The sequence below is a fragment of the Caballeronia sp. HLA56 genome (genome assembly GCF_054655155.1).
Genome location: NZ_BAAHOB010000002.1, coordinates 70495 through 83945, shown reverse-complemented (window position 1 = coordinate 83945; position 13451 = coordinate 70495). Strand labels below are relative to the sequence as shown.

Below are 13451 nucleotides of genomic sequence, written 5' to 3'. Positions count from 1 at the left end.
ATATTTTTCTTAATCCTCAAGCCCGAAGACACGAGACGACACTCATGGATGCACGAGCGAAAACCGGCGTATCGATCAGGTCGGCAACCAAGCGCTACGGCGCGCTGGCCGCACTCGACGATGTTTCTCTCGACATCGCGCCGGGCGAATTCGTCTCGTTGCTCGGCCCGTCAGGTTCGGGCAAGACCACGCTACTAGGCATTCTCGGCGGCTTCGTGCAGCCAACGTCCGGAAGCGTCTGGGTCGGCGAGCGCGACATTACATTTGCGCCGCCGCACAAGCGCGATATCGGCATCGTGTTCCAGAACTACGCGCTCTTTCCGCATATGACGGTGGGCGAGAACGTCGCGTTCTCGCTGCGTGCGCGACGCGAGCCGAAATCCACCTGGCCGAAGAAGGTCGCCGATGCCCTGGCGATAGTCGAACTCGCGGGCTACGAGAATCGCGGCATCGACCAGTTGTCGGGCGGGCAGAAGCAACGCGTGGCGCTCGCCCGCGCGATGGTCTTCGAGCCGCAACTGATCCTGATGGACGAGCCGCTCTCCGCGCTCGACAAGCAATTGCGCGAGACCATGCAGATCGAGCTGCGGCGGCTGCATCGGCGGCTTGGCGCGACCATTGTCAACGTGACGCACGATCAGCGCGAGGCGCTCACCATGAGCGACCGCGTGGCCGTGCTCAAAGACGGCAAGCTCGTGCAGATCGACACGCCCGAGCGTCTCTACGACCGTCCTTGCGATGCGTTCGTCGCGAGCTTCATCGGCGAGGCGACCTTGCTCGACGTGAGCCGCGCGGGCGACGACGCCGTGCGTCTCGGCAACACGGTCTTGCGCACGGCGCACCCGTTGCCACGCGGCGAGAAGCTCTTGCTCGCGGTGCAGACGGAGAAGCTTTTCATCGCGCATGGCGACGCGTTAGTAAACGCCAACCGCTTTTCCTGTCGCGTGACCGAAGTGCTTTATCAGGGCGAAAGTCTGCGCGTGTTCGCGGTGCTCGCAGACGGCACGGCCATCAGCCTGAGACAGCCCGGCAGCTTCGAGGCGCGCCGCCGCATTCCCCAGCCGGGCGCCGAGATGATCGTGGCGCTCGATCCCGCGGACACCATCGTCGTGCCCGCATGAACGGTTTTTCATCGCCTGTGCACGGGCGATTCGACTGGCACATGTTGCCAACTCATACGCAACCCGCAAAAGGATGATGCAATGAATCTCACCGATTTCAAGGTCCTGACGTTCGATGTCGTCGGCACGCTGATCAACTTCGAAAAAGGCGTGCTCGATTCCGTGCGGCGTCTGGGCGGCCCGAAGGCAAAGGACCTGACCGATGACCAGATCTTCACGCCGTACATGGATGGCCGCGCGAAGTATCCGGGGCGTTCGAGCCATGAGATGGCCAACGTCTATCTGCATCTGGCGAAGGAACTCGGTTTGCCCGACGACGCGCAATCGGCTGCCGCGTTCCAGCGCGACGTGCTCGAATGGCCCGCCTTCGAAGATTCCGTTGCCGCATTGAAGCGCCTGCGCAAGCACTTCCGGCTCGTCGCGATGACCAACGCGGACCGCGTCGCACTGTCGGCGTATGCGCATACGCTCGGCAATCCGTTCGACGATACCGTCTGCTGCGATGAAACCGGTGTCGCCAAGCCCGACCCGCAATTCTTCGCTTACAACCGTGGACGTCAGGCTGCGTTCGGCTACAAGTTCGACGAGATTCTGCATACGGCGCAGAGCCAGTATCACGACATCGGCGTCGCGACGAAGCTCGGTTATGCGACGTGCTGGATCGAACGCCGTCAAGGTCAGAAAGGCTTCGGCGCCACGCCCGTGCCGGAGAACGTGACGACGCCGACGTTCAAGTTCGCGACCCTCGGCGCGCTCGCCGATGCGGTCGAGGCCGAACTGCGCGCCGCCGCCTGATCATGCGCGCCCCGACGACGCCGCGTCCCGTACCCGACTCGCTCTGGCGGGCGATGGCCGGCCCTGCTGCCGCCACGGCGCCCTTGGCTCGCGACCTCGATGTGGAAGTCGCGATCATCGGTGCGGGCTATTCGGGGCTGACGGCCGCCCATGCCTTGCAAAAGCGCGGCGTGGAGTGCGCCGTGCTCGATGCGAATCCGGTCGGATGGGGCGCAAGCGGTCGCAACGGCGGCGTGGTGTCGTCGAAATTCAGGCTGTCGTTTCCGTCGATTGCGAGCGCGCATGGCGTCGCTATGGCCAAGCGCATGCATCGGCTCGCGCACGAGGGCGTGCGCGCGGTGGAAGCGCTCATCGACGAATTCGGTTTGCAGGCCGCGCAATTCGAGCACACGGGCAGTCTGCGTTGCGCTCATACCGAGCGCGCTTTCGCCTCGATACGGGCGGAAGCCGAGTGGGTTCGCACGACACTCGGCGACACGACCATGAGCGTGCAGTCGCGCGCCGAAGTGGAACACGAGACGGGTTCGCGTGGTTTCGTGGGCGGCGTGTTGAGCGCGGACGCGGGCACCATCTTGCCGCTGGAATACGTGCGCGGGCTTGCCGACGGTCTGACTGCGCGTGGCGTGCCGATCTTCGAATCGACACCGGTGATCGACATAACGCGCGCGGACGATCGTCGCGTGATCCTGCGTGCGCCTGGCGGCACGGTGCGCGCGAAACAGGTGATCGTCGCGACCAACGCTTATTCGAATCTTTCCGATGCCACCGCCGCCTATCATCGCGAACTCGTGCCGTTTCGCAGCGCGATGATCGCGACCGCGAAACTCCCCGCCGACCTCGACGCGCAGATGATGATCAATCGCCGCAGCTACGCCGAAACGCGCCGCATGATGAAGTGGTTTCGCAAGGTGGATGGCCGCATGCTCTTCGGCGGACGCGATGCCTTCGGCAAGGAAGGCGAGCCAACCGGCTTCGATGCGTTGCAACGCGCGATGATCGCGCTGTTCCCGCAACTCAACGGCGTGCCGGTCGAGTACCGCTGGTCGGGTTATGTCGGCATGACCTTCAACGCGCTGCCGCATGTCGGCCGTAGCGACGACGCCACCACGTTCTGCCTCGGCTACAACGGCGCGGGGATTTCCATGGCGAGCCTCGTCGGGCAACATGCAGCGGCGCTCGCCCTCGGCGACAAGCCCGATCTCGCGCTGCTCGCGCAAGACGGCTTGCGGCCGGTGCCTTTTCATGCGCTGCGCGCGCCGGGCGTGAGGCTCGTCGCCGCGTGGTATCAGCTTCTCGACGCCGTGGGTGCATGATGACGATAGCCAAACGGATACTAGAGGATGCAACGCCGATGCATGCCGCCGCAGCCGACCCCTCGGTGCGCCATCAACGACGCGAAGACCGCGCCATGCTGCTGCTCATGGCGCCCGCGTTGTTCGTGGTGATCGTGCTGCTGGTGGTGCCGCTCGCGTGGCTGTCGTGGCAGTCCATTTATCACGAAGGCGCGTTCACGCTCGTGAACTATCGGCGCGTTTTCACGGGCGCTTATCTCGACACCTTTCTGCTGACGTTCAAGCTGTCCATCATCGTGACGGGCGTGACGCTTTTGCTGGGATATCCGGTCGCATATTTCGCGGCATCGGTTTCGCCGCGATGGAGCGCGCTGATACTTGGCATGGTCATTCTGCCGTTCTGGACCAGCGTGCTCGTGCGCACTTACGCATGGCTCGTGCTGTTGCAGCGAACGGGCCTCATCAACAAGGCGCTGCTCGGCATGGGGCTGATCGAGCGGCCCTTGCAGCTTTCGTATAACCAGTTCGGCACGATCATCGCGATGGTGCATATCCTTTTGCCTTTCATGGTGCTGCCGCTCTATTCGGCGATGCAGAAGATTCCGCCGAACCTGTCGCAAGCGGGCGCGAGTCTCGGCGGTTCGCCCTTGCATGTGTTCATGCGCGTGTTCTTGCCGCTCTCGATGGGCGGCGTGGTCGCGGGCGTGACACTCGTCTTCGTGCTGTGCCTGGGCTTCTACATCACGCCGGAACTCATGGGCGGCGGCAAGTCGATGATGGTCTCCATGATCGTCAGCCGTAATGTGGAGATCTACAACAGTTGGGGCGCGGCGAGTTCGGTGAGCGTGGTGCTGTTGCTGTGTGTCTTTGCAATCTTCTGGCTCGCGAGCCGCGTGATTCCGCTCGAAAAAACGCTGGGGGCGAAATGAAGAGACTGTCGCTCGGCCGGATCATACTCGGCGCATCGGTGCTGCTGATTCTCGTGTTCCTGATGGTGCCGGTGGTGATCGTCGTGCCGCTGTCGTTTTCGGATGCGCGCTTTCTGACCTTTCCGCCGCCCGCGTATTCGTTGCGCTGGTATCACGCGTTCTTCGACAACCCCGCGTGGATCGACGCAGCCAAGACGACGTTCGCCGCATCGACATGCGCGGCATTGATAGCGACGCCGCTCGGTATTGCGGCGGCTTATGGCATTCAGTACGGCTCGCACTGGTCGATGCGCTATCTGCGCACGCTCCTCATGTTGCCGATGATGGTACCGATCATCATCGTCGCGGTGGGCGTGTTCTTCGTGTTCACGCAAGCGGGATACGTGAATACGCTGGGCGGGCTCATCATCGCGGACACCATGCTGGGTCTGCCTTATGTGCTCATCTCGGTCGGCGCGGATCTGCGCAGCTTCGACCGCACGCAGGAAATGGTCGCGCGCAGTCTCGGCATGAACCGCTTTCGCAGTTTCATGGCGGTGACGCTGCCGCAGATTCGCGCGAGCGTGATCTCGGGCGCGGTGTTCGTCTTCATTCAGGCGCTCGATGAAACCGTCGTCGCGCTGTTCATTTCGGGCGGCAGCAACCAGACGCTCACGCGCCGCATGTTCGTCACCTTGCGCGACGAGATCGATCCGACCATCGCGGCCATCAGCACCATGCTCACGGCGATTACGTTATGCCTCGTGATGATCGTCGTCGTGAGCCGGCGCTCGGCGGTGGCGCGCACTTAACGCTTATGGAAACGGATCAACGCATGTCACACTCATTGCAGTTCTACATCGATGGCGCGTGGGTCGAACCGGCCGGCACGCGACGTCTGCCCGTGATCGATCCCTGCACGGAAGAAGCGTTTGCAGAGATCGCACTCGGCGATGCGCGCGATGTCGATCGCGCGGTTGCAGCCGCGCGGCGTGCATTCGAAACGTACTCGCGGACACCGGTATCAGAGCGCGTCGCGTTGCTCGAACGCATACTCGAAGCGTACCTTGCGCGTTACGACGAGATGGCCGAAGTCATCACGCGTGAAATCGGCGCGCCTTCCAAGTTATCGCATGCGTGGCAGGCGTCGCTCGGCAAGCGGCATATCGAAGAGACCTTGCGCACGGTCGCGCGCTTTCAGTGGCAACGCAGGAAGGGCACGACGCTCATCAACCACGAACCGGTCGGCGTCGCTGCGCTCATCACGCCGTGGAACTGGCCGATCAACCAGATCGTCTGCAAGGTCGCGCCCGCGCTCGCTGCGGGTTGCACGGTGGTGCTCAAGCCAAGCGAAGTATCGCCGCTGAATGCGCTCTTGTTTGCCGAGATTCTCGATGCGGCAGGCGTGCCGTCGGGCGTGTTCAATCTCATCAATGGCGACGGTCCGACCGTGGGCGCGGCGCTGTCATCGCATCCGGATGTGGACATGGTGTCGTTCACTGGCTCGACGCGCGCGGGAGTCGAGATTGCGAAGCTGGCCGCGCCGACCGTGAAGCGCGTGCATCAGGAGCTGGGCGGCAAGTCGGCGAACATCCTGCTTGACGATGTCGATCTGGAAGCGGCCGTGACGGCGGGCGTGAACTCGTGCTTCGGCAATAGCGGTCAGTCGTGCAATGCGCCCACGCGCATGCTCGTGCCTGCATCGCGTCATGCAGAGGCCGTGGAGATCGCGCGACGTGCGGCTTCGAAGCAGCGCGTCGGCCCCGCCGATGCGGACGGCACGACGATGGGCCCGGTCGTCAGCGACGTGCAGTTCACGCGCGTGCAGCGGTTGATTGGCATCGGCATCGAAGAAGGCGCGGAGTTGGTGGCGGGCGGTTTGGGGCGTCCGGACGGGTTGGAACGTGGTTACTACGTGAAGCCGACGGTGTTCGCTGGTGTCGATCCGTCGATGACGATTGCGCGCGAGGAAATCTTCGGGCCGGTGCTTGCGATCATGCCGTATCGCGATGACGAAGAAGCAATTGCGATTGCCAACGATACGCCGTTCGGGCTTGCGGCTTACGTGCAGTCCGGGGATAAGGAGCGGGCGCGGAAGGTGGCGCTACGCATGCGCGCGGGTAGCGTTTATGTGAACTATCCGGCGTGGGATGCGGGGTCGCCATTTGGCGGATATAAGCAGTCGGGGAATGGGCGCGAGTATGGGGAGTGGGGATTGGAGGCGTTTTTGGAGGTTAAGGGGATTGTGGGGTTTGGGGAGTAGTCAAGCGCACGCGCCTCGATTCTTAGCGCGCGTGACGCGACCGCCAATCTCACGCCCTACGATATCCGCTTCGACCCATACCCATTCACCACTCCGACCTCGCTCGCAAAGCGATTGGCGCTCGACTCCGCCCGCAGCATATCCGCCACGCGCTCGGCCATCATGATCGTCGGCACATTCGTATTGGCACAGGGTATCGAAGGCATCAGCGAGGCGTCGCATACATAAAGACCATCGACGCCATACACCGCGCCGCGCGCGTCAGTCACGGCGAGCGGATCGTTTTCAGCGCCCATGCGGCATGTGCCCGACGGATGCCACGTTCCGCCAACCGAACGCGTCACGAACCGCGTGAGCGCTTCGTCATCGTTCATCAATTCGGCGATGCTCACGCCCTGCGTCACCACGCGTCGGACCAGCCATCCACGCAACGGTCCCGCAACATCCAGCAGCGCACTCAACGCGCCGCGCTGCAACGCGTTCCACATTCCCGGCACGGCGACCGCTGCGACGCGCGGCGAATAGCTCGACGGAAACACGATGTCGCGATGCGCATCCATCGACGCCGCGTTAAGTGTTTGCGCGCCGAAGCGCAAGGCAAGCTTGAGCCGTTCGAGGTCGCGTGTATCGGAAAGCATGGCGAAATCGACCTTCGGTTCATCGAGTGGATTCGCCGATGCCAACGTCACCCGCCCGCGCGAATACGACTTGTTGACCCAAAAGAAGATCGTGCCGAGCCGATAACCCACCGAATGCCAGCCGGAACGCGAAAGAATCGCGCCGTGCATGTCGCCGGGCACGGTGTCATCGAGATGTGATGAGAAGCGCACGATCGCCTGCTCGTGATGCTCATCGGGATAAGGCGTGCGCGCCGAACGCGGCAAAAACGCGGACACCGCAATCGACGGATGCTCCATCAGATTGCCGCCCACGCCCGGCCGGTCCGCGCATACTTCGATGCCGAGCGCAGCCAACGCTTGCGCCGGCCCGATGCCGCTGCGCATGAGCAACGCGGGACTGTGTATCGCGCCCGCCGAGACGATCACGCGCCGCGCGTGCACATCTTCGTGCGTGCCATCCGGCCGCAGGATGCGCGCACCGATCGCGCGTTTGCCATCGAACAAAATGCGATCGACGACGAGACCCGTGCGGATCGATAGATTCACGCGTTTGCGCGTGGCATCGTCGAGATAACAGACGGACGTCGGAATACGTTCGCCCGCCGCGCTCACCGAGAGCGAGCCGATAAACGCGCCGTCTTGCCAGGGCCCGTTCTGATCGTCATGTAATGGATGGCCGCTCTTGCTAAGCGTATCCAGCACGGCGCGCACGAACGGCGAGATGCGCGCCCACTTCGGACGCTGAATGCGCAGCGGTCCGTCCGAGCCGTGATAGGGGCCGGCGAAGTCGCAATCGGTTTCGAGCTTGCGGAAGTAAGGCAGGCAGCTCTGCCAGTTCCAGCCATCGGCCCCGAGCGTGTCCCACTCGTCGTAATCGGCGGGCGCGCCGCGATTGGCCATCAGCGCGTTGATCGCGGAACCGCCGCCGAGAATGCGCGCTTGCTCATAACGTCGAACGGGCGCGAGCGCGCTCATGCGGGCCCTCAACTGCCGCCAGATGTTGTTCGTATCGAGATAAGCGCGCCCCGGATAGCGGCTGCGAACCGCGTCCGGCATGGTGCTCGCGGAGATGTCGCGGCCCGCCTCGATGAGGCATATGTGTTTGCCTGCGTCCTCCGACAGGCGCGCGGCCAGCACGCAGCCCGCCGAGCCGCCGCCGAGAATCAGATAATCGATCATGCCGGAACGCGCGCGCTGCACGTTCACTGCATGAACTTGAGCCACCGCGCCTTGGCCTGAATGCCCGGGTCCGATGCCCACCATTCTTCCTGCATCAGCGCTTGTTTCGCGGCATTGGCCGGTGAACTCGGCAGCTCGGACGCGCGCTTCTCGCTGATCTTGCCGGTCTTGAACGCGGCCGGATTGCCCGGACCGTAATCGATATACGTCGGCAGGTTCGCCTGCAATTCCGGCGAAAGCGCGGTATTGAGGAAGCGCACCGCATCGTTGAGGTTCGGCGCGTTCTTCAGGATGCACAACTGCGTGTTCTGCAGGATGCCGTCGTTGAAAGTGAAGTCCACGTCCGGATCGTCCTTGCGCACGGCGCTCGCGCGGCCATTCCAGATCATCGTCATGTCGACTTCGCCGTCGTGCAGCAACTGCGCCGACTGGCCACCCGAGGTCCACCATACCGTGATGTTCGGTTTGATCTCTTCGAGCTTCCTGAACGCGCGATCGACATCGAGCGGATAGAGCTTGTCGCGCGCCACGCCGTCCGCGAGCAAGGCGGCTTCGAGCACGGTCTGCGGGTCGTTGCGCAAGGCGCGCGTGCCGGGGAAACCCTTCACGTCCCAGAAGTCCTTCCAGCTTTGCGGCACCTTCTTGAGCGTTTTCTTGTTGTAGCCGATGACGGTCGAATAAAACTCGTACGCCGCCGAATAGGGCGTGCGGTATTGCTCGGGCATCGCGGCCGCGTTGGGGATCTTCGAGAAGTCGAGCTTTTCGAGCAAGCCTTCGCGCCCGCCGCGCAGACAGTTCGACGTCGGGGTATCGATCACGTCCCAGATCGGCTTGCCGGTAGCGGCTTGCGCTTTGACTTGCGGCCATGCATCCGGAATGCTGTCCTGCTTGATCGTGATGCCGAGTTCTTTTGCAGCGGGATCGAGAATCGCCTTGGTCTGCGCTTCCTGATAAGCGCCGCCTTGCGACACGAAAGTGATGCTGCCCGCGGCAAAAGCCGGTGCCGCGCCGCCCAGGGCCATGCCAAGCGCGAAAGTCATGGCAAGCGGGCGAAGCGTGAGACGGGAACAACTGAACCTTGCAATATTGATCACGGCGTTTCCTCGACAAGGTTGAAGCGAAGGACGTCTTGCAGGTCGCGCCGTCACTGCGGATGAGCATGTCATCGCGCAAGAACGACGCGGGTCTGAGCAAAAATATATTGGGTCAAATTCGCTGGAGCAACGCCGCAATTGTTGGAGGCTCCATGACCTTAGGTTATGCCCTGCAATTCAAGAAACGCTTCACTGGAAAATCACGTAGACCTTGCGCATGGTCTCCTCGACTTCCCATGTTCCTTCGGTGTTCGCCGCGAAAAACAGCGTGTCGCCGCCCGTGAAGTGCACGGTGTCTTCGCCATCGGGCGTGAAGCGTCCGCTTCCGGCAAGAAAGTGCATGACTTCCGCTTCCTTGACCGAGCGACGATACGTGCCCGGCGTGCATTCGAACACGCCGGTGTCGATGTTCTCGCTGCCCGGAATCACGCGCTGTACGCCCGAAACCCTGATTTGCGGTGTGCCCGGAAGGCCTGCCGTGCCCCAGTCTTCCAGGCCTTGTAGCCCGATGCTCTGCTTGATCTGCTGAACTTTCATATGGTCGTGTCTTGTCGATCGAATGTTATTGCGATGCAGCGATACGCTGTTCTATCTTCCCAAGCCTCACCACCGTCACGCCCGCGCGCAATTGGCGCAGCGAAGGCATGACGAGCATGCAATCGGCATAGGGCGTGCGGACCGCTTCGCCTTCGGACCAGCCGATCACGCTACCGGCTTCCGGAAAGACTTCGAGTCCGGTGTAGGCATCGGCGAAACGGAAGTCGAGGCTCTTTGCCACGACAGGTTCCGTCACGCGCACGATCAGCATCTCCGGCGGTGACGGCTTGATCCATCCAATGGGAAGATCGGCCTCATCGAGCACGTCGGCAAGGCGGAGAAAGCGCGCCGTGACGTCGCGCGCCACGTCCACCGCGCTTGCTTCCCAGTGCTGTCCGCATTCGATCAGTAGCGCGTTCTTCTCGCTGGCCGGATCGCCAAAGCCTTCGTAATCGCGCATGCGGCGGCCTTCGGGATGGCCTTCGTCGCAGATCACGGTCGCGGGCGTGCCGAGTTGCGCCGACAGCGCAATGCCTTTATCGAGCGGTCCCGCGACGATCAGCGGCGCGCTCTTCTCGTGCATCGAATGCAGGTCGAGCAGCAGATCCACCGTGTCGATGACCGGACGCATCGCGCGGGCGCGGCGCAGTTCGCTCGAATCGCGCGAGGTGTCGTCGAGCGTCTGCGCGGTCCACACGCGGTTGAAGTCCTGATCGACGAAGCGCGAGGCATCCGGCTTCGCGGCATCGAAGCGTCGATAGGCATCGACATTCGCAAACGCGAGCGTGAGCTTGCCGCGCCGCGGGCGCACTTTCGCGCGCAGGAGTTCATCGACTGCAATCGCGCCGCACACTTCGTTGCCGTGCGTGAGCGCGTTGATCATCACGTGAGGACCGGCCACGCCCGAATCGAAGGTATGCACATAAGGGATGCCGGTGTTGCCGGCCTCATGCGCGCCGATGTCGGGAAACGTGACCTGAATGGGATAAGCCGTCGCGTTCATTCGAGACCGCCCTGACAGAGGTATTTGATCGACAGATAGTCGTCGAGGCCGTACTTCGAGCCTTCGCGGCCGTAGCCCGATTCCTTCACGCCGCCGAAAGGCGCGGCTTCGCTCGCGAGCGCGCCTTCGTTGATGCCGACGATGCCCGCTTCGAGCGCACGCGCCACGCGGTCGATGCGCTTCACGTCCTGGCTGTAGAAGTACGATGCGAGGCCGAAGGGCGTGTCGTTGGCGGCGCGAATGCCTTCGGCTTCGTCGTCGAAACGAAAGAGCGGCACGACAGGACCGAAGGTTTCCTCGCAGCTCAGTTGCATGTCGGGCGTGGCATCGGCGAGCACGGTCGGCGCGTAGTAGTTCGCCCCGAGTTCCGTGAGCCGCTTGCCGCCCGCGAGCACGCGTGCGCCGCGCGCGACGGCGTCCTCGACATGGCGGGCGATCTTGTCGACCGCGCGCGAGTTGATCATCGGGCCGATCTGCGCTTTCGGGTCGGTCGCGGGCGCAACCTTCAATGCAGCGACGCGGTTACTGAGCAAGTCCGCGAAGCGCTCGTACACGCCGGACTGCACGAACACGCGATTCGGGCACACGCAGGTCTGTCCGCCGTTGCGGAATTTCGAGGCCATCAGGCCGGTCACCGCCGCGTCGAGATCGGCGTCATCGAACACGATGAAAGGCGCATTGCCGCCGAGTTCGAGCGAGAGCTTCTTCAGCGTATCCGCCGACTCGCGCGCGAGATACTTGCCGACAGGAGTCGAACCCGTGAAGGTGATTTTGCGTACGCGGCTGTCCTGAAGCCAGTCGGCGACCGCGGGCACCGCGCTCTCCCGCGACGAACTGATGAGATTCAACGCGCCCGCCGGCACGCCCGCCTCGTGCGCGAGCATGACGAGCGCAAGCGCGGTCAGCGGCGTGTCTTCGGCTGGCTTGCCGACGACCGTGCAGCCCGCCGCGAGCGCGGGCGCGATCTTGCGCGCAATCATCGCGAGCGGAAAGTTCCACGGCGTGATGGCCGCGACGATTCCCACCGGTTCTTTCACCGCGCTCATGCGCTTGCCGCGCTGCTGTTGCGGAATGATGTCGCCGTAAATGCGCGTAGCTTCGTCGGCAAACCACGCCACATAAGACGCGCCGTACAGCACTTCGCCGCGACCTTCGGCAAGCGGCTTGCCTTGTTCGAGCGAGATGAGTTCGCCGAGCGCGTCGGCATTCTCGACGATCAGCGTGTGCCAGCGGTGCAGCACCGCCGCGCGATCCTTCGGCAGCGTGTCACGCCAAGCGGGAAACGCGCGCGCGGCGGCATCGGTGGCGGCGCGGGCATCGGCGGCGCCGCTGTCGGCTACTTCGACGATGACTTCGCCCGTCGCCGGGTTCGTCACGGCAAAGCGCTTGCCGTCGGCGGCCGCCACCCATTTGCCATCGATGAAATTATCGGCGCGGATCAGATCGCTCAATGTATGGCTCATGGCAGCTCCTTTAAAGCAGACGTTGCGCGACGGCTTGCCCGACTTGCGTCGTGTTCGCCTTCCCGCCCAGGTCGCCGGTATGCGGGCCTTCCTTGAGCGTTGCCTCGATGGCGGCGAGGATCGCGTCGTGGGCCTCGCGCTCCTTGCCCGTGCCGTTGCCGAGGAAGTCGAGCATCATCGCGGCCGACCAGATCATGGCGATCGGGTTCGCAACGCCCTTGCCCGCGATATCGGGCGCCGATCCATGCACCGGCTCGAACAGCGACGGGAAGTTGCGCTCCGGATTCATGTTGGCCGAAGGCGCGATGCCGATGGTTCCGGTGCACGCCGGCCCGAGGTCCGAAAGAATGTCGCCGAAGAGATTGGTGGCGACGACCACATCGAAGCGATCCGGGCTCAAGACGAAGCGCGCGCACAGAATGTCGATATGCTGCTTGTCCCACTTGACGTCCGGATACTGCTCCGCGATCTCCGCGGCACGCGCATCCCACCACGGCATGCTGATCGAGATACCGTTGCTCTTGGTCGCCACCGTGATGGTCTTTTCGCGGCGTTGCGCGAGATCGAACGCGAACTTCAGCACGCGCTCCGCGCCCTTGCGCGTGAAGATGGAGGTCTGCGAGACGAACTCGCGTTCCGTGCCCTCGAACATCGCGCCGCCGACCGACGAATACTCGCCTTCGGTGTTTTCACGCACGATCATGAAGTCGATGTCGCCCGCCTTGCGATTCGCGAGCGGCGAGGGCACGCCTTCGAAAAGACGCGCGGGACGCAGGTTGATGTACTGGTCGAACTCGCGGCGAAACTTGAGCAGCGAACCCCACAGCGAAATATGATCGGGCACGGTCTGCGGCCAGCCCACCGCGCCGAACAGAATGGCGTCCGTGTCCTGCAGTTGCGCCTTCCAGTCGTCGGGCATCATCTGGCCGTGCGCCGCGTAGTAATCACAGCTCGCCCATTCGATATGTTTGTATTCGAGCGCAATGTCAAAGCGCTTGCTCACGGCATCGAGCACGCGAATGGCTTCGGGCATCACTTCCTTGCCGATGCCATCGCCGGGAATAACCGCAATACGATATTTGCTGGACATGAGGATCTCCGCTTTCGTTTAGTCAGGAACCACGCGCGCGAGGGTCGTGCGCCGACCCGCCCGCGGCGCGAGCGTTCGAAGCTTCA

General features: G+C 63.2%; 12 protein-coding genes. 6 read left to right on the top strand and 6 right to left on the bottom strand.

The genetic code is table 11. The annotated features are described in order from the left end of the window. The first annotated feature begins 44 nt into the window (after positions 1-44). The 6 genes from ACYQ47_RS06815 (at position 45) to ACYQ47_RS06790 (ending at position 6379) form a co-directional block, all read left to right on the top strand. A complete protein-coding gene (locus ACYQ47_RS06815; protein ID WP_459904892.1) occupies positions 45-1121 on the top strand; it encodes an ABC transporter ATP-binding protein in 1077 nt (358 codons plus the stop codon). 81 nt (positions 1122-1202) lie between these two features. Next, positions 1203-1916 carry an HAD-IA family hydrolase gene (locus ACYQ47_RS06810; RefSeq protein ID WP_250468434.1) on the top strand — a complete coding sequence of 238 codons (714 nt, stop codon included), beginning with the start codon at positions 1203-1205 and terminating at the stop codon, positions 1914-1916. Positions 1917-1918: 2 nt separating this feature from the next. After that, the gene (locus ACYQ47_RS06805; RefSeq protein ID WP_459904891.1) at positions 1919-3229 is read left to right on the top strand and encodes an NAD(P)/FAD-dependent oxidoreductase; all 1311 of its coding nucleotides are present in this window, start codon (positions 1919-1921) and stop codon (positions 3227-3229) included. Positions 3230-3267: 38 nt separating this feature from the next. Beyond that, positions 3268-4137 (top strand): ABC transporter permease, encoded by an 870-nt coding sequence (locus ACYQ47_RS06800; protein ID WP_459904890.1) that lies wholly within the window; start codon positions 3268-3270, stop codon positions 4135-4137. Continuing rightward, a complete protein-coding gene (locus ACYQ47_RS06795) occupies positions 4134-4928 on the top strand; it encodes an ABC transporter permease (RefSeq protein ID WP_250468432.1) in 795 nt (264 codons plus the stop codon). Before ACYQ47_RS06800 ends, ACYQ47_RS06795 begins: the two co-directional genes overlap by 4 nt. Positions 4929-4951: 23 nt before the next feature. Further along, positions 4952-6379 carry an aldehyde dehydrogenase family protein gene (locus ACYQ47_RS06790; protein ID WP_459904888.1) on the top strand — a complete coding sequence of 476 codons (1428 nt, stop codon included), beginning with the start codon at positions 4952-4954 and terminating at the stop codon, positions 6377-6379. Between the two features lie 56 nt (positions 6380-6435). On the opposite strand, the gene ACYQ47_RS06785 is transcribed toward ACYQ47_RS06790, so the two are convergent. From ACYQ47_RS06785 to ACYQ47_RS06760, 6 genes are all read right to left on the bottom strand, one after another. Continuing rightward, positions 6436-8178, bottom strand: coding sequence for a GMC family oxidoreductase (locus tag ACYQ47_RS06785; protein WP_459905475.1), 1743 nt, complete (start codon positions 8176-8178; stop codon positions 6436-6438). 23 nt (positions 8179-8201) lie between these two features. Beyond that, positions 8202-9218: an ABC transporter substrate-binding protein gene (locus tag ACYQ47_RS06780; RefSeq protein ID WP_244830130.1), complete on the bottom strand. Its 1017-nt coding sequence runs from the start codon at positions 9216-9218 to the stop codon at positions 8202-8204. A gap of 243 nt (positions 9219-9461) precedes the next feature. Then, on the bottom strand, positions 9462-9809 hold the full coding sequence (locus ACYQ47_RS06775; RefSeq protein WP_244830131.1) for a cupin domain-containing protein: 348 nt from the start codon (positions 9807-9809) through the stop codon (positions 9462-9464). A 25-nt stretch (positions 9810-9834) separates the two neighbouring features. Further along, the gene (locus ACYQ47_RS06770) at positions 9835-10812 is read right to left on the bottom strand and encodes a M14 family metallopeptidase (RefSeq protein WP_250468429.1); all 978 of its coding nucleotides are present in this window, start codon (positions 10810-10812) and stop codon (positions 9835-9837) included. Further along, on the bottom strand, positions 10809-12275 hold the full coding sequence (locus ACYQ47_RS06765; protein WP_250468428.1) for an NAD-dependent succinate-semialdehyde dehydrogenase: 1467 nt from the start codon (positions 12273-12275) through the stop codon (positions 10809-10811). Before ACYQ47_RS06765 ends, ACYQ47_RS06770 begins: the two co-directional genes overlap by 4 nt. 10 nt (positions 12276-12285) lie before the next feature. Then, on the bottom strand, positions 12286-13365 hold the full coding sequence (locus tag ACYQ47_RS06760) for a tartrate dehydrogenase (protein ID WP_244830134.1): 1080 nt from the start codon (positions 13363-13365) through the stop codon (positions 12286-12288). Positions 13366-13451 lie beyond the last annotated feature (86 nt).